Here is a 26,621-nt window from a genome sequence, read left to right as displayed (position 1 = left end):
GTCAAGAAAGAGTCAACCTGCGGTCGGATCCGGACAGATCTGCCGCGCACCGCAACCATCCCATACCGGGCCCCGGAGCTGACGGGTGACGATCCGCGCGGTGACGACCACTGCGTACCTGGCGGAATGTGTGTTCCGTTTTAGCCGTCTAAAGGTGGGATCAGCGAAACATTTCGGCCACTCCCGCGATCTTGGCGCAGATTCTGCTCTAGGGTGACTCGACCGTACGTTCGGTGCGGCGTGAGGCATGGGGGTATGCCGTGGGGGAGCGATCACAGGCTGACTGGGTTGCCTATACCTTGCTGGGGTCGCTGTCGGCGAGAGTCGGCGACGAGACCGTCGCCATCGGAGGGCCCCGGCAGCGGATCATCGTTGCCGCACTGGCCCTGGCCTGGGGACGAGTGGTCTCCGTCGACGCGCTGATCGACGCGGTCTGGGGCGATGAGCCGCCGGCTTCGGCACGCACCCAAGTGGCCATCTGTGTGGGTGCCTTGCGCAAGGCGTTCAAGGCCGCCGGGCATCAGGCCCCGGTGATCGTGACCGCCCACCCCGGATACCGCCTGAACACCGAGTGCAGCTTCCTCGACGTCCGCGAGTTCGAGAAGCTGGTGGCCGAAGGGGGCGAGAGGGTCCGCAAAGGCTCCCTGGAGGACGCCAGCCGGCTCTACAAGCAGGCCCTGGACCTGTGGAGCGGCCGGCCCCTGATCGGTGTGGGCGGGCAGCTCGCCGAGGACGCGGAGACGCGCCTGGAGGCCAAGCGGCTGGCGGCGTACGAAGCATGGACCGGCGTCGAACTCGAACTGGGCCGTCACCAAGAACTCATACCGGTGCTGTCCGCCGTGGTGAACGACTACCCCCAGCACGAACAGTTCCGGCACAACCTGATGCTGGCCCAGTTCCGGTCCGGGCGGCGGCTCGAGGCCGCCGAGGGCTTCCGCGTCTGGCGGAACGAGCTCGTCGAGGAGCTGGGCCTGGAGCCGAGCCTGTCGATCCAGCAGCTGCACCACGCCATCCTGCGCGACGAGCCCGGACCGGACCGCCCCGAGGAGGCCGAGCGCCCGGCGGCGGCACCGGCCGCCCGGACCGTACCGGCCGACCTCCCGCCGGACGTGCCCGCTTTCATCGGCCGGGAGGCGGAGCTGCGGCGGCTGGACGCCCTGCTGGCCGACGACGCCCTCGGAACGGTGCCGACCACCGGCTTCGTCACCGGCATGGCCGGCGTCGGCAAGACCAGCCTCGTGGTGCACTGGGCACACCGCGTCGCCGCGCGCTTCCCCGACGGGCAGCTCCATGTGGACGTCTCCGAACACGAGCGCGGCCCGGGTTCTGCCACGGCCCACGCCGTGCTCGGGCGCCTGCTGCGGGCCCTGGGCCTGCCCGGCGAGCAGATCCCCGACGACCCCGGGGAACGGATCTCGCTCCACCGCAGCCTGCTCGCCGAGCGCCGCATCCTGGTGCTGCTGGACAACGTCCGCACCGTCGACCAGGTCAAGTCGCTGCTGCCCGGCAGCGGCCGCAGCCGTGTCGTGGTGACCAGCAGGGAGCAACAGGAGCACATGGCGGCGCTCCACGGCATGCTCCATATCGCCCTCGGCCTGGTGCCCGCCCAGGAGGCGTCCGCGCTGGTCCGCCGGATCGCGGGCGAGGCGCGCGGGGCCACCGACCTCGCGGCCGTGGACACCCTGTGCGCCCTGTGCGACGGACTGCCCCTGGCGCTGCGGATCGCCGCCACCCGCCTGGCCGCCAAGCCGCACTGGTCCGTCCGCCACCTGGTCGACCGGCTCGCCGAGGAGCCGCGGCGGCTGGACGAACTGGCCGCGGGCGGCCTGGAGATGCGCTCCGTCTTCGCCGCCACCTACCGCGCCCTGCCCGTGGACCTGGCCCGGATGTTCCGCGGGCTGTCCCTGCTGGATGTGCCGGACTTCGCCGCCTGGGTCGGCGGCGCCCTGCTCGACCTGCCCACCGCCGAGGCCGAGAAGCTCATCGAGCAGCTGGTCGATGTCAACCTGCTCACCGTCGTCGGTATCGACGACGCCGGCGCTGTCCGCTACGGCTTCCACAGCCTGCTGAAGCTGTACGCGCGGGAGCGGGCGCGAGCGGAGGAGCCGGAGAGGGAGCGGCGGGCGGCCCGCGAGCGTGCCTGGCAGGGCTGGCTCACCCTCGCCGGCGAGGCGCACCGACGGGAGTTCGGCGATGACTTCACCGTGCTGCTCGGCACCACCCCGCGCCGCCCCCTCGAACCGTCCCTGGCCAGGGGGCTGCTGGAGTCCCCGCTCGCCTGGTTCGACGCCGAGCGGGCCTCGGTGGTCGCCGTCGTGCGGCAGCTCTCCCGGCTCGGCGTGGACGAACTCGCCTGGGAACTGGTGATGTCCACCGCGGCACTCTTCGAGGCCCGCAACGCCTGCGACGACTGGCGGGCGGTCACCGAGAGCGCGCTGGTGGCCGTGCGGCGGGCCGGGAACCGCCGCGGCGAGGCGGCCATGACCCTGGAGCTGGCCTCGGTGGAGATGCGCCGGCACCGCTACGACCGTGCCAAGGACCTGCTCAAGACCGCGTTCCGCCTCTTCACCGACCTCGGCGAGGCCTACGGTCGGGCGCTGGCCCTGTGCGGGATGGCCGCGCTCGACCGGGTCGGGGACGACCTGCTCCCCGGGGTGGGCCGCCCCGGGCAGCCGCCTGCCGGGCTCGGCACGGGGGAAGCCCGCAGGGCCACGGGGCCGGTCGAGGATGTTTCCGCCCTGCTGCTCCGGTCCCTCGCGATCGCCTGACGGGTCGGCGCCGTCGCGCCGTTCGCCTGCGGGGGCGGCCCGTCGTGGGGCCGCCCCCTTCGCCCCTGTGACATCAAGCGACCGGCGAAGCCGCCCCGGCCGCTTCTCCGGTGTGCGCGGCGGCCCCCTGCGCCCGTCCGATCCGCGGCGCGACAATCCGCGCGATCTGCTCAGCGGGGCCCGGATCCATCATCTGGGAGTGCTCGCAGTCCACCTCGACGATCTCCATCCGGCCTGCCAGGAACTCCTCCCATGCCTCGGGGACCACGGCCTCCAGGCGCTTGCGGGTGGCCAGCACCAGCAGCAGGTCCGCGCGCAGCACATCCGGCCGCCGCGCCGCCGCCAGGTAGGCGTTGTTGATACTGATCTCCAGTGCGGCGGCCCGGTGCTCGGGGCCCAGGTAGCGCAGCTCGCTGCTGCCCTCCCCGTACCACTCGACGATCTGGGCACGCATCCGGTCCGCGGTCGGCTCCTCGGGTGCACCGTCCGGAACGCCGTAGATCTTGCCGTACCCCTCGTACATCTGGGCGAGGATTTCCTCGCGCGTCCCGGTCCCCTGGCTGCCGGGCTCGGGCGGCGAGGTGTCCAGCACCGCCAGCAGCCCGATCTCCTCTCCGTCCGCCTCCAGCGCGGTGGCCACGGCCTGCGCCATGATCCCTCCCAGCGACCAGCCCAGGAGGTGGTACGGGCCCTCGGGCTGTACCGCGCGGATCTGCCGGGCGTAGTCCGCGGCCAGCTCGTCCATGGAAGCGGGCAGCGGCTCTGTCCCGTCCAGGCCTCTGGCCTGCACCGCGTACACCGGGTGATCGGCGCTGAGGGCGCTCAGCAGCGTCGAGTAGCGCCAGCTGAGGCCGGCGATGGGATGGACGCAGAACAGCGGGGCCGCGCTGCCGGAGGCGCGCAGCGGCAGGATCACCTCGAAGGCGCCGCCGCCGTCCCCGTCGAGCTGTTCGCACAGCCGGGCCGGGGTGGGCGCGGCGAAGATGTCCCGCAGCTCCAGCGGGCGGCCCAGGGCCTGCCCGATGCGGTGCGTCAGCCGGGTGGCGAGCAGGGAGTGCCCACCGAGCTCGAAGAAGCTGTCGTCCACGCCGACCCGCTCCACGCCGAGCACGTCGCCGAACAGCCGGCAGACCAGCTCCTCCTGCGGTGAGCGAGGTGGCCGGTACTCGCCCGTGACGGGCTGCGCGGGCGCGGGCAGCGCCCGGTGGTCCAGCTTGGCGTTGGGGGTCAGCGGCCACTCGTCCACGACGACGAAGGCGCCCGGCACCATATAGGCGGGCAGCCGCTCGGCGACCTCGGAGCGCAGCGCGCGTGCCGTCAACTCCCCGTGTTCGCGGGCGGGTTCGACGTAGGCCACCAGGCGCTGGTCGCCGGGACGGTCCTCGCGGACCATCACCACGGCCCGCTCGACCCCGGCGCAGCCCGCGACCACGGCCTCCACCTCGCCCAGCTCCACACGGAATCCGCGGACCTTGACCTGGGTGTCGGCGCGGCCGCGGAACTGCAGCTGCCCGTCGGCGTTCCACGCCGCCAGGTCGCCGGTGCGGTACATCCGGGTGCCCGGCGTGCCGTACGGATCGGCGACGAAGCGCTCCGCGGTCATGCCGGGACGGTCCAGGTAGCCACGCGCCAGCCCGCCGCCGGAGAGGTACAACTCGCCCTCGACGCCCGGCGGTACCGGCCGCAGCGCCTTGTCCAGGACGTACATCCGGTTGCCGTCGATGGGCCGGCCGATGACCGACGCCGCGGCCGCGTCGGGGACCAGGCGCCGGGCGAAGCTCACGTCACAGGTGCCCTCGGTGGGGCCGTACGCGTTGACCAGCAGCCGGTCGCGGCCCCAGAACCCGGCCAGCTCGGGGGAGAGCGGTTCGGCGCCGGTGATCATGGTGCGCAGCTCGGGGAGCTCGGTCCGCGGTACCTGCGCCAGCGCCGAGGGGACGATGAGCAGGTGGGTGATGCGCCGCTCGGCGAGGAACGCGGCGAGCTGCGGCCCGGCCGGGGTGTCGGCGGGTACGACCAGGCACGCGCCGGACAGCAGGGCCAGGCAGAACTCCGCCACCGACACATCGAAGCTGGGCGAGGCGCACTGCAGCACCCGGCTCTCGGGCCGCACCCCGTAGTGGGCCAGCTGATGGGCGGCCAGCGCGCCGATCCCGGTATGGCTGACCACCACGCCCTTGGGGCGGCCGGTGGAGCCCGAGGTGAAGAGGACATAGGCGGGGTGGGCGACCCGCAGCGGGGCGCGACGGCCGGCGTCGTCCAGGTCCGCCCCGGGCAGCGCGGCCCGTTCGGCGGCGGTGGCCGCCTCGTCGACCAGCAGCACGTCGAGGCCGCCGGGGTGCGGCAGCCGGCCCGCCAGCTCCGTGGTGGTCAGCAGCAGCGCGGGCGCGCTGTCCGCCAGCATCGCCGCCAGCCGCTCGGCCGGGTAGCCGGGGTCCAGCGGCAGATAGCCCGCCCCGGCCTTCATGACGGCGAGCATGCCCTCCAGCATCTGCGCCGAGCGGGGCAGCGCCACCGCGACATAGCTCTCGGGGCCGGCGCCCCGGGCGACCAGCTGCCGGGCCAGGCGGTTGGCCCGCTCGTTGAGCTCGGCGTAGGTCACGGTGGCGTCCGCGGACTCCACCGCGGGCCGTTGCGGGGTGCGCCGCACCTGCGCCTCGAACAGCTCGGGGAAGGTTCCCGCAGGCGTCGTTGCGCCCGCGGCGGGCTCATCGCTCTGCAGCAGCGTCCGTCGCTCGTCGGCGGAGAGGATCTCCAGCGCGGAGACCGCGGTGCCGGGGTCGGCGGTGGCGCTCTCCAGCAGCCTGCACAGCCGGTCGGTCAGCCGCTGTACGGTGTGCGGTTCGAACAGCTCGGCGGCGTACTCCACGAGGCCGTCGATGCCGGCCGGCGCACCGTCCCCGGTGTGGTTCTCGCCCATGTTGAAGGCAAGGTCCACCCGGGCGTTGCCGGTCGCCTCGCCCTCGAAGGAGACCCGCACCCCGGGCAGGTCCAGCGAGCCGCGCTCGTTGTTCTGGAAGACCAGGGTGACCTGGGTGAGCGGGGCGTGCGAGAGGGACCGGCCGGGGTTGACGGCCTCCACGATCCGCTCGAAGGGCAGGTCCTGGTGGGCGTAGGCGCCCAGGTCCGTCTCCCGTACCCGGGCGAGCAGTTCGCGGAAGGCCGGGTCGCCGGACACATCCGTACGCAGCACCAGGGTGTTGACGAAGAACCCGATGAGGTCGTCCAGCGCCTCGTCGGTGCGCCCCGCCAGCACCGCGCCGATCGGGATGTCGGTGCCCGCGCCCAGCCGCGAGAGCAACGCGGCCAGCGCCGCCTGGACGACCATGAACACGGTGACGTCCGACTGCCTGGCCAGCTCGGTGATCCGGGTGTGCAGGGCGGCGTCCAGGGTGAAGCGCACGGTGGCACCGCGCCGGCCGGCCACCGCCGGGCGCGGGTGGTCCAGGGGCAGCTGAAGAAGTTCCGGCACACCGGCCAACTGCTCGGACCAGTAGCCGAGTTGGCGAGCCGCCACGCTGTCGGGGACCGACTCGGCGCCCAGCAGCTCCCGCTGCCACAGCGCGTAGTCCGCGTACTGCACCGGCAGCGGCTCCCACTGCGGGGCCCGGCCCGCTGTACGGGACCGGTAGGCGGCGGACAGGTCGCGGACCAGGGGGGCCAGCGACCAGCCGTCGCTGGCGATGTGGTGGGTGAGCAGATACAGCACATGCTCACGCTCGGACACCCGGAAGAGCGTGGCCCGCAAAGGAGCCTCGGTGGCCAGGTCGAAGGCGTGGCCCGCCGCCTCCGCCAGGGCGTCCGGCAGATCCCCTTCGCCCGCCGGCTCGACGCACTCCAGCCGGATGTCCGCCTCCCGGGGGGTCATGACGATCTGGCACGGCCGGCCCGCGACCTCGGCGAAGCGGGTGCGCAGCACCTCGTGCCGCTCCACCAGGTCCGCGAGCGCGGCGGCCAGCGCGGCCCGGTCCAGATCGCCGGAGAGCCGCAGCGGCAGCGGGTTGTTGTACGTCACACCGGGCCCGTTGAGCCGGAAGGCGAACCACAGGCCGCGCTGGGCGTAGGACATCGGCACCAGTTCGGGACGCTCCACCGTCACCAGCGGCGGCCGGGCCGTATCCGCCTGCGCCAGCTGCGCGGCCAGCCCGGCCACCGTCGGCGCCTCGAAGACCGCACGCACCGACAGCTCCACCCCGAAGGCGGCCCGTACCTGGCTCAGCAGCCGGATCGCGGTGAGCGACTGGCCGCCCAGCGCGAAGAAGCTCTCGTCCACCGAGGGGCAGGGCCGCCCCAGCACCTTCTCGAACAGCCCGCAGAGGATTTCCTCCACCGGCGTCTGCGGCGCCCTGGGACCCGGCCCGGCCGGGGCGTGGTCCCCGGTGTCCGCCCCGCCGTCCGCTCCGGTGCCGTCCCCGGCGGGCGCAGTGGCACGCCGGAACGACGTCGGCAGGGTGAACTCCAGGTCCCCGGCGCTGCCGTCCGGAGCGGCCACGACGGCCTTCAGCACGTCGGTGAGCGCGGTGAGCACCGCCTCCGCCTCGTCCTCGTCGATCAGGTCCGGCTGGTACTCCAGCTCGATCACCAGCCGCGCTCCGGCCAGCCCCGCGATGACCCGCAGCGGGTAGTGCGCGGCGTCGTGGCCGCCGGCCACCTCGACCCCGACCCCGGCGTAGGACGGGCGGGCGGCATCGTCGTCCGGGTAGTTCTCGAACACCATGAAGGTGTCGAAGAGGTCGCCGTGCCCGGCCATCCGCTGCAGGCGGCCCAGCCCCAGGTGGTGGTGCGGCAGCAGCGCCGCCTGCTCGCGGCGCAGCCGGTCGAGGTTCTTGAGCACCGACTCCGCCGGCTCCAGGCGCACCCGCACCGGAATGGTGTTGATGAACATCCCGACCATCGTCGCGATGCCGGGGATCTCCGGCGGGCGGCCGGAGACCAGCGTGCCGAACACCATGTCGTTCCGGCCGGTGAGCCGGGCCAGCACCATGGCCCAGGCGCCCTGGACCAGATGATTGACCGTCAGTCCGCGATCGCGTACCAGCGTGTCCAGGGCGGTGCCGAACTCGGCGGACAGCGAGGTCGTCACCCGCGCCGGCATGCCCGGCACCCGCGACGGGTCGGCGGAGAACACCAGCGTCGGCCCCGCCAGCCCTTCCAGGGCGTCCCGCCAGGCCCGCTCCGCCTCTGCGTCGTCCTTCTGCGCCAGCCAGCTGAAGTAGCTGCGGTGCGGTACGGGCCGGGGCAGCGCCGCATCGTCGCCCCCGCCCTCGTACAGCGTGAACAGCTCACGGATCAGCACGGGGGTGGACCAGCCGTCCAGCAGCATGTGGTGGCTGGTCATCACCAGCCGGTGCCGCCCGGCGCCCAGCCGCACCAGGGTGAAGCGCATCATCGGCGGCCGGCTGAGCGGGAAGCGGCGCATCCGGTCGGCGGCGAGCAGTTTTGTCAGGCGCGCCTCGGCCTCCGCGGTGTCGGCGCCCGCGAGGTCGATCTCCTCCCACGACAACGGCACCTCGCGGTGGATGACCTGCATCGCCTGCCCGTTCTGCCGCTGCCGGAAGCCGGCCCGGAGGTTGGGGTGGCGGCGGATCAGGGCCGCGGCGGCGGTCTTGAGGACGTCCGGCCGCAGCGGGCCGTCCAGATCGAGGACCATCTGGGTGTTGTAGAGGTCCACCGCGTCATCGTCGTAGAGGGAGTGGAAGAACATTCCCTCCTGGAGCGGGGTCAGCGGCAGCACGTCTTCGAGCGCGGGCCGGTTCATCAGAGCATCCTCAGTTCTGCTTCGAGTTCGTCGATCTCAGCCTGGGAAAGACCGAGGGAGAGATCGGAAGGGCTGTGGCCACCGGCATCGGCCCCCCGGGCGTGCGCGGTCAGGGCGTCCAGGGCGGAGAACCACAGCTCGGCCAGCTCCCGGACGTCCTCCTCCGGCAGGAGGTGGCCGGCCCAGGTCCAGGTGGCCCGCAGCCGCGGGCCGTCGGCCAGGTCTTCGGTGAGCGCGTTGAGTTCGACGGGATGCGCCAGCGGCATCCCGCCGTCCCACGGCGCGGGGGAGGGCAGCCCGCTGACCATCGTCCACGGCCGGCCCTCACCGGCCGCCGCGTCCGTCGCCTCGAACCGCCCGAGGTAGTTGAACCCCAGCTGCGGAGCGGGGAGCGCGGACAGCACGGGGGCGAGGCGCGGATTGAGGTAGCGCAGCATGCCGTGGCCGACGCCGTTGCCGGGCAGCGCCCGCAGCTGCTCCTTGACCAGCTTGAGGGATTCGCCGACCGCGGGGCCGCCCGCCTGCACCTCGGCCCAGCCGGCGGCTGCCAGGGGCAGCCGCACCGGGTAGAGACTGGTGAACCAGCCCACCGTGCCCGACAGATCGGCACCCGGCACGATGTCCTCGCGCCCGTGCCCCTCCAGGTCCACCAGCACCTCGTCCGCCGCCTCGCCGCGGCGCCTCCGCCATTCGCGCACCGCCAGGGCGAACGCGCTCAGCAGCACATCGCCGACGTTCGCGTGGAACGCCGCCGGAACGTCCGTCAGCAGCGGCTCGGCGCGCTCGGGAGGCAGGCTCAGCTCCAGCATCCGCACCGTCTCGGCGGTATCCCGACGACGGTCCAACATCCTTGCCCCCAACGGGGCTTGACACGCCGTCGGGCCGTCCGCGCCACCGGTGGCGGGCCGCGTCCACACGTCCAGCCCGGCCTCCCACTCAGGCTCCCGCGCGGCCTCGTCGAGCCGCCGCGCCCACGCCCGGAAGGAGGTCGCCACCGGCGCGAACGCCGGGGCGCGCCCGGCAGCCGTCGCCTCCCAGGCCGCGCGCAGATCCGGCACCAGGATGCGCCAGGACACCCCGTCCACGGCCAGGTGGTGCGCCACGATCTGCAGCAGCCCCGGCGCCCGGTATCCGGCGTCGTACCAGACCAGCTGGACCACCGAGCCGTCCTCCGGGGACAGCCGCAGCCGCGCCTGCTCGCCCTCGTCGGCCATGGCGGTGTCCCGCGCCTGCGGCGGCAGCCCGGCGATGTCCACCCGGCGCAGCACCGCACCCGCGGCCACCGCTCCGCGTTCCGCCACGGCCGGCTGCCAGGAACCGTCCTCGGCGGTCGTCATGCGCAGCCGCAGGATGTCGTGGTGGTCCAGCCAACTCTGCACCGAGGTGGTCAGCCGCTCCAGGTCCACTGCGGCCGGAACACGCACCGTGGCCGACTGGTTGAAGCCCGCCACCGGGCCGTCCAGCTCACGCAGCCAGTGCATGATCGGAGTCATCGGGAAGGTGCCCACGCCGTCGTCCGCCGTGGCCCACGATCCGGCGACCTCGGTGGCCACGGCGGCCAGCTCGGCGACCGTACGGTGCTGGAAGACCTGCTGCACCGTCAGCGTCAGCCCCTCCTCCCGGGCCTGGGACACCACCCTCATCGAGCTGATGCTGTCTCCCCCCAGCTCGAAGAAGTTGTCGTCGATGGTGACGGTGCCGAGGCCGAGGACGCCGGCGTAGATACCGGTCAGGATCTCTTCGCGGGGAGTGCGGGGAGCACGTCCGCCGGTGCCGGAGCCGGTGAAGGCGGGAGCGGGCAGCGCCTTGCGGTCGATCTTGCCGTTGGGGGTCAGGGGCCAGCGGTCGAGGACGACGACGGCGGCCGGGACCATGTAGTCCGGCAGGGTCGCGGCGAGGTGGGCGCGGAGGCCGGAGGGTACGGGGGCGGGCGCGTCAGCGGTGACGTAGCCGATCAGCCGCGGTCCGGCCGGGCCGTCCTGACGCACCATCACCAGGGCGTCGGTGACGCCGGTGGCCTGGGTGAGGGCGGTTTCGATTTCGCCGAGTTCGATGCGGAAGCCGCGGATTTTGATTTGGTTGTCGGTGCGGCCGAGGTATTCGAGGGTGTGGTGGGTGGTCCAGCGGGCGAGGTCGCCGGTGCGGTAGAGGCGGGTGCCGGGTGGGCCGTAGGGGTTGGCGATGAAGTGTTGGGCGGTGAGGTCGGGGCGGTTGTGGTAGCCGCGGGCGAGGCCGGGGCCTGTGGTGTAGAGCTCGCCGGGGACGCCGGGGGGTACTGGGTGGAGTGTGTGGTCGAGGAGGTAGAGGTGGGTGTTGGTGATGGGGGTGCCGAGGGGTGGGGTGGTGGTGCCGGTGAGGGGTGGGCTCATGGTGGTGCAGATGGTGGTTTCGGTGGGGCCGTAGGCGTTGATCATGTGTCGGCCGGTGGACCAGCGGCCGGTTTGTTCGGGTGGGCAGGCTTCGCCGGCGACGATGAGTGTCATGTCGGTGGGGAGGCTGTTGTCGGGGAGGGTGGCGAGGAGGGCTGGGGGGAGGGTGGCGTGGGTGATGTGTTGTTGGTTGAGGAGGGTGGTGAGTTCGTCTCCGGTCAGGCGGGTGGGGGGTGCTGTGACGAGGGTGGCGCCGTGGGTGAGGGCCATGATGATTTCCCAGGTGGCGGCGTCGAAGCTGAGGGAGGCGAATTGGAGGGTGCGGGAGGTGGGGCCGATGGCGAGGTGTTGGGTTTGTGCGGTGGCGAGTGAGGCGATGCCGGTGTGGGTGACGAGGACGCCTTTGGGGCGGCCGGTGGAGCCGGAGGTGTAGATGAGGTAGGCGGGGTGGTGCAGGTCGAGGGGGGTGGTGCGTTCGTCGTCTGTCACCGGGGTGTCGGGCAGTTCCGTCAGCCGGGCGGTGATCGCGGCGTTGTCCAGTACGAGCTGTGGGCAGGGCACTTGGGGCAGGTGGCCGGCTGTCGTCGATTCCGTCAGCACACAGGTCGGCGCGGCGTCGGTGAGCATGTAGGTGATGCGGTCGGTGGGGTAGTCGGGGTCGATGGGGAGGTAGGCTCCGCCGGCTTTGTGGATGGCGAGGGCGGCGGTGATCATGTCGGCCGAGCGGGGCATGGCGAGGGCGACGAGGCGTTCGGGTCCGACTCCGTGGGTGATCAGGAGGCGGGCGAGCTGGTTGGCGCGGCGGTCGAGTTCGCCGTAGGTGAGGACGGTGTCCTCGTAGACCACGGCCTCGGCTTGCGGGGTGCGGGCGGCCTGGGCCTCGAACAGCTCCGGCATCGTCAGCGCCGGAACCGCCCGCCCCGTGGCATTACGACCGTGAACCAACTCCTGGTACTCCGCCGCCGTCAGGATCTCGGCGCTCCCCACCGCCTTGTCGGGCTCGGTCGCGAACGCCCGCAGGATGCGTACGAACCGCTGGGCGACGGCCTCGGCGCTTGCGGACTCGAAGAGGTCCGTGGCGTAGGTGAGCGTTCCGGTGAGACCGGCCGGTTCACCGGCTGCCGTGTGCTGCTCGGCCAGGCCGAAGACCAGCTCGGACTTGGCGGCGTCCAGGCCCACCGGATGGGATTCCACCCGTAGCCCCGGCAGAACCGGCGTGTCCCCGCCGCTCTCCTCAAGGTTGAGGGAGACCTGGAAGAACGGGGTGTGCGAGAGCGCACGGGCCACGCCCGCCGCGTCGACGACCCGCTCGAACGGGATGTCCTGGTGGGCGTAGGCGGCCAGGTCGGTTTCGCGGACCCGGGCCAGGAGCTGCCGGAAGGTGGGGTCGCCGGACACGTCCGTGCGCAGGGCGAGCGTGTTGATGAAGAATCCGACGAGGTCGTCCAGGGCTTCGTCGGTACGGCCGGCCACGGCGGTGCCGATCGGGATATCGGTTCCCGCGCCCAGTCGGGAGAGCAGGGCCGCGAGGCCGGCCTGCAGCACCATGAACACCGTGACATCGCATGCGCGCGCCAACTCCACGAGCTGTGCGTGGAGTTCTGCGTCCAGAGTGAAGTGTTCCGTGGCGCCGTGGTGGCCGGCAACGGCCGGGCGGGGTCGGTCCAGCGGCAGTTCCAGCAGTTCGGGGGCGCCGCTGAGTTCCTTGCGCCAGAAGTCGAGCTGCTGGGACAGGGTGCTGCCGGGGTCGTTCTCGTCGCCCAGGACGTCGCGCTGCCACAGGGCGTAGTCGGCGTACTGCACCGGCAGCGGCTCCCAGGCCGGGGCGTGGCCGTCGACACGGGCGGTGTAGGCGGTGGACAGGTCGCGGGAGAGCGGTCCCATGGACCAGCCGTCCCCGGCGATGTGGTGCAGGAGAACGAGCAGGACGTGCCGGTCTTCGGAGACCTTGAAGAGGGTGAGCCTGAGCGGGACTCCGGCCGTCAGGTCGAAGCCGTACGCGGCGGCCTCCGCCAACGCCGTCTCCAGCCGGTCCGGCGCCGCCAGCTCAACCCACTCAACGATGGGCCGGGCCCGTTCGCTGCCGAGTACCACCTGGCACGGCTCCCCGGACTCCTCGGCGAAGCGGGTGCGCAGCGCCTCGTGCCGCTCCACCACATCGGCCAGCGCCGCCTCCAGCGCCGCACGGTCCAGCGCACCGGTCAGGTGCAGGGCGACCGGGATGTTGTAGGTCGGGCTGGGGCCCTCCACCTGGAAAGCGAACCACAACCGCCGCTGCGCGAAGGACATCGGCAGTGCGTCGGGGCGTGCCCTCGGCACCAGGGCCGCCCGCGTCGACCCCGCCTCGCCCAGCCGGGCGGCCAGCCTCGCGACGGTCGGCGCCTCGAACACCGCCCGGATCGACAGCTCCGCGTCCAAAGCGGTGCGGATACGGCTGATCAGCCGGGTGGCCAGCAGCGAATGCCCGCCCATTTCGAAGAAGTTGTCGTCGACGGTGACGGAGTCCACGCCCAGGATCTCGGCGAAGACACCGGCCAGGATCTCCTCCCGTGCGGTGCGCGGAGCACGTCCGGCGGCACCCGCGCCCGCGAAACCGGGGGCGGGCAGGGCCGTGCGGTCGATCTTGCCGTTGGGGGTCATCGGCCAGCGGTCGAGCACGACGAACGCAGCCGGGATCATGTGATCGGGCAGCGTGGCGGCAAGGTGGGCGCGCAGCGCGGCGGGCTCGGGGGACGCGCCGTCGGTGGTGGTGACATAGCCGACCAGCTGCTGCCCGGCCGGGCCGTCGTGGCGGGACATCACCAAGGTGCCGGCGACGCCCACCGCCTCGGACAACGCCGCCTCGATCTCGCCGAGTTCGATACGGAAGCCGCGGATCTTGACCTGGTTGTCGGTGCGGCCGAGGTATTCCAGGGTGCCGCCGGTGGTCCAGCGCACGAGGTCGCCGGTGCGGTAGAGCCGGGAGCCTGGCGGGCCGAACGGGTCGGCGACGAAGCGTTCGGCGGTGAGTGCCGGACGACGCAGATAGCCGCGGGCCAGACCGGGGCCGGCGGTGTACAGCTCACCGGCCACCCCCGGCGGCACCGGGCGCAGCGCGCCGTCCAGGACGTACACCCGGCCGTTGACCACCGGCCCGCCGATCGGCGGGATGCCCTCGCCGGACAGCGGCTCGCTCATGGCGGCGACCACCGTGGCCTCGGTGGGGCCATAGGAGTTGATCATTCGGTGCCGCTTGGACCAGCGGGCGGCCAGCTCGGTGCCGACCTTGTCGGCTCCGGTGGCCAGGGTCCGCAGGTGCGGCAGCTCGATCTCGGGAAGGGTGGACAGCGTGGCGGGCAGCATCAGTGTGTGGCTGATCCGCTCGTCGGCCAGGACGTGGGCCAGCTCCTCGCCGGCCAGCTGCCTGCCGTCCGGTACCACCAGCGTGGCACCGTTCGTCAGCGCCATGACGGTCTCCAGCACCGAGGCGTCGAAGCTCGGCGAGGCCAGCTGGAGGACCCGGCTGTCCCGGTCCAGGAGATAGCGCTCCGTCACGCTCGCCGACAGATCGCCCAGGCCGCGATGGGTGACCACGACACCCTTGGGACGCCCGGTGGAGCCGGAGGTGTAGATGACATAGGCGGGGTGGTGGACATCGAGCGGGGCGGTGCGCTCGTCGTCCGTCACCGGGGTGTCGGACAGTTCCGCCAGCCGGGCCGTGACCCCGGCGTCGTCCAGTACGACCTGCGGGCAGGGCACCTCGGGCAGGTGGCCGGCCGTCGCCGACTCCGTCAGCACACACGTCGGCGCGGCGTCCGCCAGCATGTAGGCGATCCGGTCCACCGGATAGGCGGGGTCGACCGGGAGGTAGGCGCCGCCCGCCTTCTGTACCGCCAGCGCGGCCACGACCAGCTCGGCGGACTTCGGCAGGGCCAGCGCCACGGTGTGCTCGGGGCCGACGCCGCCCGCGATCAGCAGCCGGGCCAGCCGGTTGGCGCGCCCCTCCAGCTCCCGGTAGGTGAGCGTACGGCCCTGGTACGCCAGCGCCGGTGCGTCCGGCGCGGCCTGCGCCTGCGCCTCGACGAGCTGGGGCATCGTACGGGCCGGGCCGCTGGTGGCGGTGTCGTTCCGGCCGGTGAGCAGCAGCTCCCGCTCCCGGCCGGTCAGGATCTCCGCCCGGCTGACGGGGGCGTCCGCGTCGGCGACGACGGCGTCCAGCAGCCGCACCAGCCGGCCGGCCAGCGCCTGCGCGGTCTCCGGCTCGAACAGGTCGGTGGCGTACTGCACTTCGCCGCCGATGCCCGCCGGGCCGCCCTGCGGCGTGTGCCGCTCGCGCAGCGTGAAGGTCAGATCGACCTTGGCCACCCCGGTGTCCAGGTCGCTGACGGAGACCTCCAGCCCCGGCATGGTGCATCCGCCCCCGTCGGCGCTCTGCAGCGACAGCAGCGTCTGGAAGAGGGGGGCGTGGGACAGCGACCGGGCCGGGTTGACCGCCTCGACGACCCGCTCGAACGGGATGTCCTGGTGGGCGTAGGCGGCCAGGTCGGTTTCGCGGACCCGGGCCAGGAGTTGGCGGAAGGTGGGGTCGCCGGACACGTCGGTGCGCAGGACGAGGGTGTTGACGAAGAATCCGACGAGGTCGTCCAGGGCTTCGTCGGTACGGCCGGCCACGGCGGTGCCGATCGGGATGTCGGTGCCCGCGCCCAGGCGGGAGAGCAGGGCCGCGAGGCCCGCCTGCAGCACCATGAACACCGTGACCTCGCACGCGCGCGCCAGCTCCACGACCCGGGCGTGCAGCTCGGCGTCCAGCTCGAAGCGGGCGATGCCGCCTCGGTGGCCGGCGACGGCCGGGCGGGGCCGGTCCAGCGGCAGTTCCACCAGTTCCGGGGAGCCCGCCAACTCCTTTATCCAGAAGGCCAGTTGCTCGGCGGCCAGACTGCCGGGGTCGTTCTCGTCGCCCAGGACGTCGCGCTGCCACAGGGCGTAGTCGGCGTACTGCACCGGCAGTGGTTCCCAGGCAGGGGCGTGGCCGTCGACGCGGGCGGTGTAGGCGTCCGACAGGTCACGGGAGAGGGGTCCCATGGACCAGCCGTCCCCGGCGATGTGGTGCAGGAGAACGAGCAGGACGTGCCGGTCTTCGGAGACCGTGAAGAGGGTGAGTCTGAGCGGGACTCCGGCGGTCAGATCGAAGCCGTACGCGGCGGCCTCCGCCAACGCCGCGTCCAGTTGCCGGGGCCCGTCCAGCTCGACGCACTCCATGACGGGCCGGGACTGTTCGCCACTGAGCACCACCTGGCACAGCTCGCCCGAATCCTCCTCGGCGAAGCGGGTGCGCAGTACCTCGTGCCGCTCCACTACATCGGCCAGCGCCGCCTCCAGCGCCGCACGGTCCAGATCGCCGGTCAGGTGCAGGGCGACCGGGATGTTGTAGGTCGGGCTGGGGCCCTCCACCTGGAAAGCGAACCACAACCGCCGCTGCGCGAACGACACCGGGTACATGGCGGAACTCCTCTTGGAACGGAATACGAGCGATGCGGGAAGGAGGGGTCAGGAGCTGCGCATACGGCGGAGCGCTGGCCGGGCCCGGCGGGCCGTGCCGATCTCCTCGGCCAGCCCGGCGACGGTCGGCCTCTCGAAGACCGTCCGGACCGGCAGTTCGGCGCCCAGCGCCGTCCGCACCCGGCTGATCAGCCGGGTCACCAGCAGTGAGTGGCCGCCCAGTTGGAAGAAGCTGTCGTCGATGCCCACCGAGGCCAGCCCCAGCAGCTCCCCGAAGATCCCGCACAGGGTCTCCTCCTGCGGAGTGCGCGGGGCCCGGCCGTCGGCGGATCCGGTCGGCTGCTCCGGCGCGGGCAGGGCCTTGCGGTCCACCTTCCCGTTCGGCGTCAGCGGCCACTCCCGAATGACCACGATCGCCGACGGCACCATGTACGCGGGCAGTTGCCCGGCGCACCGTTCGCGCAACTCCTCGACCAGCCGCGACGCCGCGGACGCGTCGGCAGGCCCCCCGGCATAGGCCACGATCCGCTGCTCACCGGCACGGTCCGTACGCACCAGCGCCATGGCCCGGGATACCTGCGGATGGTCCGCGAGCACGGTTTCGATTTCGCCGAGTTCGATGCGGAAGCCGCGGATTTTGATTTGGTTGTCGGTGCGGCCGAGGTATTCGAGGGTGTGGTGGGTGGTCCAGCGGGCGAGGTCGCCGGTGCGGTAGAGGCGGGTGCCGGGTGGGCCGTAGGGGTTGGCGATGAAGTGTTGGGCGGTGAGGTCGGGGCGGTTGTGGTAGCCGCGGGCGAGGCCGGGGCCTGTGGTGTAGAGCTCGCCGGGGACGCCGGGGGGTACTGGGTGGAGTGTGTGGTCGAGGAGGTAGAGGTGGGTGTTGGTGATGGGGGTGCCGAGGGGTGGGGTGGTGGTGCCGGTGAGGGGTGGGCTCATGGTGGTGCAGATGGTGGTTTCGGTGGGGCCGTAGGCGTTGATCATGTGTCGGCCGGTGGACCAGCGGCCGGTTTGTTCGGGTGGGCAGGCTTCGCCGGCGACGATGAGTGTCATGTCGGTGGGGAGGCTGTTGTCGGGGAGGGTGGCGAGGAGGGCTGGGGGGAGGGTGGCGTGGGTGATGTGTTGTTGGTTGAGGAGGGTGGTGAGTTCGTCTCCGGTCAGGCGGGTGGGGGGTGCTGTGACGAGGGTGGCGCCGTGGGTGAGGGCCATGATGATTTCCCAGGTGGCGGCGTCGAAGCTGAGGGAGGCGAATTGGAGGGTGCGGGAGGTGGGGCCGATGGCGAGGTGTTGGGTTTGTGCGGTGGCGAGTGAGGCGATGCCGGTGTGGGTGACGAGGACGCCTTTGGGGCGGCCGGTGGAGCCGGAGGTGTAGATGAGGTAGGCGGGGTGGTGCAGGTCGAGGGGGGTGGTGCGTTCGTCGTTGCCGATCGGTCCGTCGGGCAGGTGCCGGATGGCGTCGTTGTCCCCGCCGTTGGCGTTTCCGTCGCCCAGCAGGATGCGGGGGTGTCCGGTGTCGGGGAGGGTGACGGTGGAGGTGGTGAGGATGCACACCGGGTTGGCGTCGGTGAGCATGTAGGTGATGCGGTCGGTGGGGTAGTCGGGGTCGATGGGGAGGTAGGCTCCGCCTGCTTTGTGGATGGCGAGGGCGGCGGTGATCATGTCGGCCGAGCGGGGCATGGCGAGGGCGACGAGGCGTTCGGGTCCGACTCCGTGGGTGATCAGGAGGCGGGCGAGCTGGTTGGCGCGGCGGTCGAGTTCGCCGTAGGTGAGGACGGTGTCCTCGTAGACCACGGCCTCGGCTTGCGGGGTGCGGGCGGCCTGGGCCTCGAACAGCTCCGGCATCGTCAGCGCCGGAACCGCCCGCCCCGTGGCATTACGAGTGACGAGCAGTTCCTGCCGCTCCTCCTCGGCAAGGATCTCGGCACTGCCCACCGTGCGGTCCGGATCGGCCGCGATGGCCCGCAGCATCCGGACCAGTCGCTCGGCCAGGGACTCGGCTCCGGCGCGCTCGAAGAGGTCCGTGGCGTAGGTGAGTTCACCGGTGAGGCCGCCCGGTTCACCGGCTGCCGTGTGCCGCTCGGCCAGGCCGAAGACCAGCTCGGACTTGGCGGCCGGGACACCGACCGGCTCGGGCCGGACCTGGAGTCCGGGCAGGTCCGGAGTGATGGCGGTGCCGTCCTCCAGGTTCAACGAGACCTGGAAGAGCGGTGTGTGCGAGAGCACCCGGGTGACCTGTGCGGCTTCCACGGCACGCTCGAAGGGGGTGTCCTGGTGGGCGTAGGCGGCCAGGTCGGTTTCGCGGACCCGGGCCAGGAGCTGGCGGAAGGTGGGGTCGCCGGAGACGTCTGTGCGCAGGACGAGGGTGTTGACGAAGAATCCGACCAGGTCGTCCAGGGCCTCGTCGGTACGGCCGGCCACGGCGGTGCCGATCGGGATGTCGGTGCCCGCGCCCATTCGGGACAGCAGCGCCGCCACCGCCGAGTGCAGCACCATGAACAGCGTGGCGCCCGAGCCCTGGGCGAAGGACAGCAACGCGCGGTGCAGCTCGGCGTCGATGGTCAGCTCCACCGTGGCGCCGCGGTGACTGGCGACGGCCGGACGGGGCCGGTCCAGCGGCAGTTCCAGCAGTTCGGGGGCGCCGCTGAGTTCCTTGCGCCAGAAGCCGAGCTGCTGGGACAGGACGCTGCCGGGGTCGTTCTCGTCGCCCAGCATGTCGCGCTGCCACAGGGCGTAGTCGGCGTACTGCACCGGCAGTGGTTCCCAGGCCGGGGCGCGGCCGTCGACACGGGCGGTGTAGGCGGTGGACAGGTCACGGGAGAGCGGACCCATGGACCAGCCGTCGCTGGCGATGTGGTGCAGCAGGAGGAGCAGGACGTGCCGGTCTTCGGAGAGCTTGAAGAGGGTGAGCTTGAGGGGGACTCCGGCGGTCAGGTCGAAGCCGTATGCGGCGGCCTCCGCCAACGCCGTCTCCAGCTGATCCGGCGCGTCCAGCTCGACGCACTCGACCACCGGCCGGGACGGTTCGCCACGGAGCACCACCTGGCACGGGTCGCCGGACTCCTCGGCGAAGCGGGTGCGCAGCGCCTCGTGGCGCTCCACCACATCGGCCAGTGCCGCCTCCAGCGCCGCACGGTCCAGCGCACCGGTGAGCCGTACCGCGACGGGCACGTTGTACGTCGGGCTCGGGCCCGCCAACTTGTGCAGGAACCACAGCCGTTGCTGTGCGGGGGACAGCGGCAGCCGCGCCGGGCGCTCGCCGGCCACCAGCGGCACACGCGCCGTGCCCGCGTCGGCCAGGCGCGCGGCGAGCTCGGCGACGGTCGGCGCCTCGAACACCGCGCGGATCGGCAGCTCCGCCCCCAGCGTCCGGCGCAGCCCGGCGATCAGCCGGGTCACCAGCAGCGAATGCCCGCCCAGTGCGAAGAAGTTGTCGTCCACGCCGACCCGCGGCAGGCCCAGTATCTCCGCGAACGCGCCGCACAGGATCTCCTCGTGCGCGGTGCGCGGCGCACGCCCCGACACGCCGGCCGCGACACCGTAGTCGGGCGTGGGCAGCGCCTTGCGGTCCAGTTTGCGGTTCACCGTGAGCGGGAGCTCGTCGAGCAGCACGAAGACCGCGGGCACCATGTAGTCGGGCAGCTGCCCGGCCGCGTAGCGGCGCAGCTCGGCGGAGTCCACGCTCTGCCCCGGCGCGGGGACGGCGTAGCCGACCAGGCGCTTGTCGCCGGGCTGGTCCTCGCGGACGATCACGGCCACCTGCGCCAGCTTCGGGTGCGCCCCGATGACGCCCTCGATCTCGCCCAGCTCGATACGGAAGCCGCGCAGCTTGACCTGGTCGTCGACGCGCGCGATGAACTCCATCTGGCCGTCCGCCCGCCACCTGGCCAGGTCACCCGAGCGGTACATCCGGCTGCCCGGCGGGCCGTAGGGGTTGGCGACGAAGCGGCCCGAGGTCAGGTCCGGACGCCGGTGGTAGCCGCGCGTCACCAGGTCACCGGCGATGTACACCTCGCCGGTGCTGCCGGTGGGCACCGGGCGCAGCCGGGCGTCCAGCACGAACATCTGGGTGTTCCAGATCGGCCGGCCGATGGTGACCACGCCCGCCGGGACACTCTGGCCCGGTGCGATGCGGAACTCCGAGCAGCCGACGGTGGTCTCCGTCGGGCCGTACTCGTTGACGACGGTGGCACCGGGGTGCCGGCCCCGCCACTCGTCCAGGACCTCGCCCATCAGCGACTCGCCGCCGAGCACCAGCTGCTCGTTCGGCGAGTACTGCCCGGGCAGTTCGATGAGCAGCGGCAGATGGCTGGGGGTGGCCTTGACGAAGGTGGGCTGCGGCCGTCCGTCCGCCGCCTGGGTCCGGCCGTCCAGCTCGACCAGCTCGACGCAGCCGCCGGAGGTCAGGGGCGCGAACAGGCCGGTGGCGGTGAGGTCGAAGGCCACCGGCGAGTGCACCAGGGCCCGTCCGGCCACCCCCGGGTACGCCGTGCGGGTCCAGCTCAGGTAGGCGTCCAGCGAGCGGTGCTGCACGGTGACGCCCTTGGGGCGGCCGGTCGACCCGGAGGTGAAGATGACGAAGGCCGCGTTGTCCGCCAGCAGCGGCGCGTTGCGGTCGGCGTCGGTGAGGTCCGTGGACTCCTGCGCGGCCAGTTCCGCCACGACCTCGGGGTCGTCCAGGCGCAACGACGGGCACGGCGCGGGGACGTGGTCGAGCACACCCCGGGCCGTGACGGCCAGCACCGGCGCCACGTCCTCCAGCATGAAGCCGAGCCGGTCCGCGGGGTAGGACGGGTCCAGCGGCAGATAGGCGCCACCGGCCTTGACGATGGCCAGGAGGGTCACCACCAGGTCCACCGAGCGGGGCAGCGCCACCGCGACATAGCGCTCCGGACCGACACCGCGCCGCACCAGGAGCCGGGCCTGGCGGTTGGCGCGCTCGTTGAGCTCGGCGTAGGTCAGACCGGTGTCCTCGTGGACGACCGCGGGGGCGTCGGGCGCCCGCCGTGCCTGCTCCTCGATGAGGACGGGCAGTGTCTTCCCCGAGACCTCGTGCGGACGGCCCTGCCACTCCTCCAGTGCCTGCCGCCGCTCCTTCTCCGTCAGGATCTCCAACTCACCCACGGGGGCGTCCGGCTGGGCGGTGGACTCGTCCAGCAGCCGTACCAGACGGGCGGTCAGCGCCTCGACGGTGGCCCGGTCGAACAGGTCGGTGGCGTACTCCAGCAGGGCGTCGATGCCCGCGGGGGTGCCGTCCTGCGCCGTCTTCTCCTTGGTGTGGAAGGAGAGGTCGAACTGCGCGACCCTCTTGGCCACGTCCTGCGCCACCGCCTCCAGGCCGGGCAGTGCCATGCCGTCCTCGGGGGTGTTCTGCGAGGTCAGCATGGTCTGGAAGAGGGGGGCGTGGGACAGCGACCGGGCCGGGTTGACGGTCTCGACGATCCGCTCGAAGGGGGTCTCCTGGTGGGCGTAGGCGGCCAGGTCGGTTTCGCGGACCCGGGCCAGGAGCTGGCGGAAGGTGGGGTCGCCGGAGACGTCGGTGCGCAGGACGAGGGTGTTGACGAAGAATCCGACGAGGTCGTCCAGGGCTTCGTCGGTACGGCCGGCCACGGCGGTGCCGATCGGGATGTCGGTGCCCGCGCCCAGGCGGGAGAGCAGTGCCGCGAGGCCGGCCTGCAGCACCATGAACACCGTGACGTCGCACGCGCGCGCCAGGTCCGCCATACGGGAGTGAAGACCCGCGTGGAAGGTGAAGTGGGTGACGGCACCGCGGTAACTGGCGACGGACGGCCGGGGCCGGTCCAGCGGCAGTTCCAGCAGCTCCGGAGTGCCGCTCAACGCCTGCTTCCAGAAGGCCAGTTGCCTGGCGGCGGGGCTGTCCGGGTCGCTCTCGTCGCCCAGCATCCCGCGCTGCCACAGGGTGTAGTCGGCGTACTGCACCGGCAGCGGCTCCCAGGCCGGGGCCCGGCCGCCGACGCGCGCGGTGTAGGCGGTGGACAGGTCGCGGGTGAGCGGATCGCGGGACCAGCCGTCGGTGATGATGTGGTGCACCAGCAGGAGCAGGACGTGCTCGCGCTCACCGAGCCGGTAGAGGGTGGCCTTCAGTGGCACTCCCGCGGTGAGGTCGAAGCCGTGCCCGGCCTGCTCGGCCAGCGCCCGCTGAAGCTGCTCGGCTCCGTCCAGTTCGGCGAATCCGACGCTCAGGGCGGCCTGTTCGGCTTCCACGATCACCTGGTGGGGTGCGCCGTCGTGCTCGGCGAAGCGGGTGCGCAGCGCCTCGTGCCGCGCCCGCACATCGCCCAGCGCCGCCTCCAGGGCGGTGCGGTCCAGCTCACCGGTCAGCCGGACGGCGATCGGGATGTTGTAGACCGGACTGGGGCCCTCCAACTGGTGGAGGAACCAGAGGCGCTGCTGGGCGAGGGAGAGCGGGATCCGGTCCGGGCGCCGCGCCGGTACCAGCGCAGCGCGTGCCGCGTCGGCGCCGGCCAGGCGACCGGCCAGCTCGGCGACGGTCGGCGCCTCGAACACCGCGCTCATCGGCAGCTCGGCGTCCATGGCCGCACGGATTCGGCTGGTCAGCCGGTTGGCCAGCAGCGAGTGACCGCCCAGATCGAAGAAGTTGTCCTCGACGCCGACCGACTCCAGGCCCAGCACCTCGGCGGCCAGCCGGCACAGGGTCTCCTCCGTCGCGGTGCGCGGGACGCTGCCGGCACCGGTGCGGTACTCGGGGGCGGGCAGCGCCTTGCGGTCCACCTTCGCGTTCGGCGTCAGCGGCCACTCGTCGATCACGACGAAGGCCGACGGCACCATGTACCACGGCACGACCTGTGCGGCATGTGCCCGCAGCGTCCCGGCGTCCGGCTCGGCGGCGCCCTCCGCGCAGCTCACATACGCCACGATCCGCTGGTCGCCGGGGCGGTCCTCACGGACCAGCACCACGGCGCGCGCGACCTGCGGATGCTGCGTCAGCACGGCCTCGATCTCGCCCGGCTCGACGCGGAAGCCGCGGACCTTGACCTGGTGGTCGGCGCGGCCGCGGAACACCAGCTGCCCGTCCTGCGTCCATCGGGCCAGGTCACCGGAGCGGTACATCCGCTCGCCCGGCGCCCCGAACGGGTCGGCGACGAACCGCTCGCCGGACAGTGCGGGCTGCCTGAAGTAGCCGCGCGCCAGCCCGGGGCCCGCGATGTAGAGCTCACCGGTGACGCCCGGCGCCACCGGGCACAGCCGGTCGTCCAGGACGTAGCCGCGCATATTGTCCATCACGCGGCCCAGCGGCAGCACGCCGTCCGGGGTCGGCCGGCCCGGCTCCAGCCGGAACTGCGCCATGTTGACGGTGATTTCGGACGGGCCGTACACGTTGATGACGGTGGCCCCGGGGTGGCGGCGGCGCCACTCGTCCAGCGCGGCGCCCTGCAGCGCCTCACCGCCGAGCATCAGTTCACCGGTGGGCGAGTAGCCGTCCGGGAGGAGGTTGAGCATCGGCAGATGGCTCGGGGTGGCCTTCATGAAGGTGCAGGAGACCGTGCCGGCGTGCGCGTCCTCCTCCAGCGCGGCGGCCAGCACCCGCCCGCCGGACACCAGCGGGCCCCACAACTCCGAGACGGTCATGTCGAAGGACACCGGCGAGTGCCACAGCGAGGTGCCGCCCGGCCCCATGCTCGGGTAGTCCTTACGCGCCCAGGCCAGATAGTCGGCCAGCGCGCGGTGCTCGACCACCACGGCCTTGGGCGTCCCGGTGGAGCCGGAGGTGTAGGTGACATACGCCGGGTGGGCCAGGCGCAGCGGCGCGGTGCGCTCGGCGTCGCTCGGATCGGTGTCCGGCAGGCCGGGCAGCGCCTCGTCCACCGCCGGGTCGTCCAGCAGCACCAGCCGGTCCGCGAGCCCTTCTGCGGCGGGGGAGTCGGCGGTGGTGAGCAGACAGACGGGGTCGGAGTGGCCGAGCATGTAGGCGATGCGTTCGGCCGGGTAGTCGACGTCCACCGGCAGGTAGGCGGCACCGGTTTTGGTCACCGCCACCAGTGACACGATCTGGTGCAGCGAGCGCGGCATCAGCACGCCGACGATCTGCTCGGGGCCGGCGCCGCGCGCCGTCAGCAGCCGGGCCAGCCGGTTGGCGCGCTCGTTGAGCTCGCGATAGCTGAGGGTCCGGTCGCGGAAGGTCGCGGCGGGGGCGTCGGGGGTGCGGCGCACCTGGGCTTCGAAGAGCTCGGGCAGCGTCAGCGCGGGGACGGGGGACGGTTCGCCCTGCCACCGCGCCGGGACACCTGCGAACAGCTCCTCCCGGGCACCGGAATCCGCCGCACCCGCAGTCTTCGCACCGCTCATTTTCCGAAACTCCTCGTGACCCGACGACGGGCATGTGCTCTCGACCTGGCGACGTGTCGGGGGCCGTGTAGCTTGGGCAAAACACGCATGACGTTCGTGCGCCGAGGCTATGCAGAGCTGATTTCGCCGCGTTATTGAAGCCATTTCGCGGGTGAGCGGTGGCCGGATATCGGCTGGGGGCGGGGCGGCGCAGAGGTCAAGTGGCCGCGGTGAGGCGCCTGATGCGCTCCTCATCCGCGGTGCGCGGGCAGGTGACACAGGTGTCCTGGGGGCGCAGCGTGTAGAACATGCAGCAACTGGCACGGTCCCGGGTCGCCAGCGACTGGCCGCGCGGCCCGGTCAGTTCGCGGAATCCCGCACTCCCCACGTACGGAGCGGTGGCGCCCGGCAGCAGCAACGCCAGCTCGGCCACCGCACGCGGCTCCTCGCCCAGCAGATGCCCCAGGTACCACAGGCCCTCCACGATCTCGTCGGACGCCATGCCCCACAGCGCCCGCGGCCCGCGCCGCATCCGGGTGCGGAAGCCGTCCAGTACGGGCCGGAGGTGCTGGGCCACCGCGGCCCGTACCTCCGCCCGCAGGGCTTCCTCGTCCGGTACGACCCGGGCGGCGGGCAGCGCCGCGGCGGGGTCGTCCGGGAGGCAGCTGAAGGCGCTGACCCGCACCGCCATCCTGCCCAGCTCGCGCTGGAAGGAGACGTCCTGCACCGGCAGCCGCGGAACCCGGCGGTGCAGGAACCAGGGGATGGTGATCAGCAGGCAGGCGGGCCAGGCGTAGCGGTGCAGGGCGAAGCTCGCGATGACGTCGGGCCGGGCGCGCTGTCCGTAATCCCGCACGATCTGCGCGTCGTCCCAGGCGAGGAAGGCGTCCAGGCTCTCGCCGCCGGCCGCGAGCCCGGCCGCGCACACCCAGCCGTCGCCGCTGGGCGGGGCGGCGTCCCACAGGGTCACCCGCAGGCCGGGGAAGGCCGCGGAGAGCCGGGCGTAGGCCTCGGCGACGGGGTGGACGGCAGGCGGGGCGGCGGGGGCACGAGTCATGCGGGAGACCACCGAATCGCGATCGTTAACAGGTAAGGCTTACCTTATCTGAAGGCTTACCCGTGCCCGCTGAACGCCAGTCCTGGCGGCCCGTACCGCTTCCCGGTGACTTCCGGACAGCTCCCCGGATTTGAACTGGGGCGCGCGCCGCCTATGGTGCTGGAAACGTCAGGAGGAACCGTCATGGAGCAGGGCACAGCGGAGCAGGAGCCGTGCGCGGGGGCGTGGGTGCCCGCGCAGGCCGGCCCCGCCGTGCCCCGGCGGCACTCCGTCCGCGGTCAGGTGCTGGCCGCGCTGCGCCATGCGCTGGTCGGCGGGGAGCTGGCCCCGGGCGAGGTCTACTCCGCGCCCGCGCTCGCCGAGCGCTACGGCGTCTCCGCGACCCCGGTCCGGGAGGCCATGCAGCAGCTCGCGGGGGAGGGCGCCGTCGAGGTCGTGCCCAACCGCGGCTTCCGGGTCGCCGAGCGCAGCCCCCGTGACCTCGCCGAGCTGGCCGAGGTCCGGGCGATGCTGGAGGTGCCCGCGATCGTCCGGCTGGCCCGGGCGCTGCCTCCTGAGCGCTGGGAGGCGCTGCGCCCGCTCGCCGATGCGGGCGTCACGGCCGCCGCCCGCGGTGACCGGGTCGGCTACGCCGAGGCCGACCACGCCTTCCACGACGCCCTGATGTCGCTCACCGGCAACCGCAGGCTCACCGAGGTCACCGGCGACCTGCTCCGCCGCGCCCAGTGGCCGCCGGCCGGCGGCCCCCGGCGGCGTACGGCCGAGCTGCTGGCCGACGCCTCCGAGCACACGGCGCTGCTCGACGCCCTGGCCGCCCAGGAGTACGCGGTGGCCGAGCGGATCGCCCGCGAGCACGTGTCGGTGGCGCGCCACCCGCACTGAGCGAGTCC

General features: G+C 72.6%; 6 protein-coding genes. 2 read left to right on the top strand and 4 right to left on the bottom strand.

All coding sequences use genetic code 11. From position 1 onward, the window contains the following. The first annotated feature begins 260 nt into the window (after positions 1-260). Positions 261-2,768, top strand: coding sequence for an AfsR/SARP family transcriptional regulator (locus OHS81_RS06995; RefSeq protein WP_328383452.1), 2,508 nt, complete (start codon positions 261-263; stop codon positions 2,766-2,768). Positions 2,769-2,841: 73 nt separating this feature from the next. Here OHS81_RS06995 and OHS81_RS06990 read toward each other — a convergent pair whose 3' ends face one another. The 4 genes from OHS81_RS06990 to OHS81_RS06975 all read right to left on the bottom strand — a co-directional run bounded on the left by OHS81_RS06990 (position 2,842) and on the right by OHS81_RS06975 (position 25,731). Further along, positions 2,842-8,526 carry a non-ribosomal peptide synthetase gene (locus OHS81_RS06990; RefSeq protein WP_328383450.1) on the bottom strand — a complete coding sequence of 1,895 codons (5,685 nt, stop codon included), beginning with the start codon at positions 8,524-8,526 and terminating at the stop codon, positions 2,842-2,844. Then, a complete protein-coding gene (locus tag OHS81_RS06985; protein WP_443058834.1) occupies positions 8,526-16,364 on the bottom strand; it encodes an amino acid adenylation domain-containing protein in 7,839 nt (2,612 codons plus the stop codon). Before OHS81_RS06985 ends, OHS81_RS06990 begins: the two co-directional genes overlap by 1 nt. 57 nt (positions 16,365-16,421) lie before the next feature. Next, a complete protein-coding gene (locus OHS81_RS06980) occupies positions 16,422-24,695 on the bottom strand; it encodes a non-ribosomal peptide synthetase (RefSeq protein ID WP_328383446.1) in 8,274 nt (2,757 codons plus the stop codon). Positions 24,696-24,891: 196 nt separating this feature from the next. Beyond that, a complete protein-coding gene (locus OHS81_RS06975; protein ID WP_328383444.1) occupies positions 24,892-25,731 on the bottom strand; it encodes a (2Fe-2S)-binding protein in 840 nt (279 codons plus the stop codon). A 183-nt stretch (positions 25,732-25,914) separates the two neighbouring features. Between OHS81_RS06975 and OHS81_RS06970 the strand changes: the two genes are divergently transcribed. Further along, positions 25,915-26,613 carry a GntR family transcriptional regulator gene (locus OHS81_RS06970; RefSeq protein ID WP_328383442.1) on the top strand — a complete coding sequence of 233 codons (699 nt, stop codon included), beginning with the start codon at positions 25,915-25,917 and terminating at the stop codon, positions 26,611-26,613. Positions 26,614-26,621 lie beyond the last annotated feature (8 nt).

Source organism: Streptomyces sp. NBC_00400 (assembly GCF_036048035.1).
Taxonomy (GTDB): domain Bacteria; phylum Actinomycetota; class Actinomycetes; order Streptomycetales; family Streptomycetaceae; genus Streptomyces.
The sequence above is the reverse complement of the archived record's forward strand: the minus strand, read 5'-3'. Positions and strand labels throughout refer to the sequence as shown.

Excerpts from the sequence above, each read along its gene's own strand:
- OHS81_RS06975 (WP_328383444.1), bottom strand. The coding sequence starts at position 25,731 with ATGACTCGTGCCCCCGCCGCCCCGCCTGCCGTCCACCCCGTCGCCGAG.
- OHS81_RS06980 (WP_328383446.1), bottom strand. The coding sequence starts at position 24,695 with ATGAGCGGTGCGAAGACTGCGGGTGCGGCGGATTCCGGTGCCCGGGAG.
- OHS81_RS06990 (WP_328383450.1), bottom strand. The coding sequence starts at position 8,526 with ATGAACCGGCCCGCGCTCGAAGACGTGCTGCCGCTGACCCCGCTCCAG.
- OHS81_RS06970 (WP_328383442.1), top strand. The coding sequence starts at position 25,915 with ATGGAGCAGGGCACAGCGGAGCAGGAGCCGTGCGCGGGGGCGTGGGTG.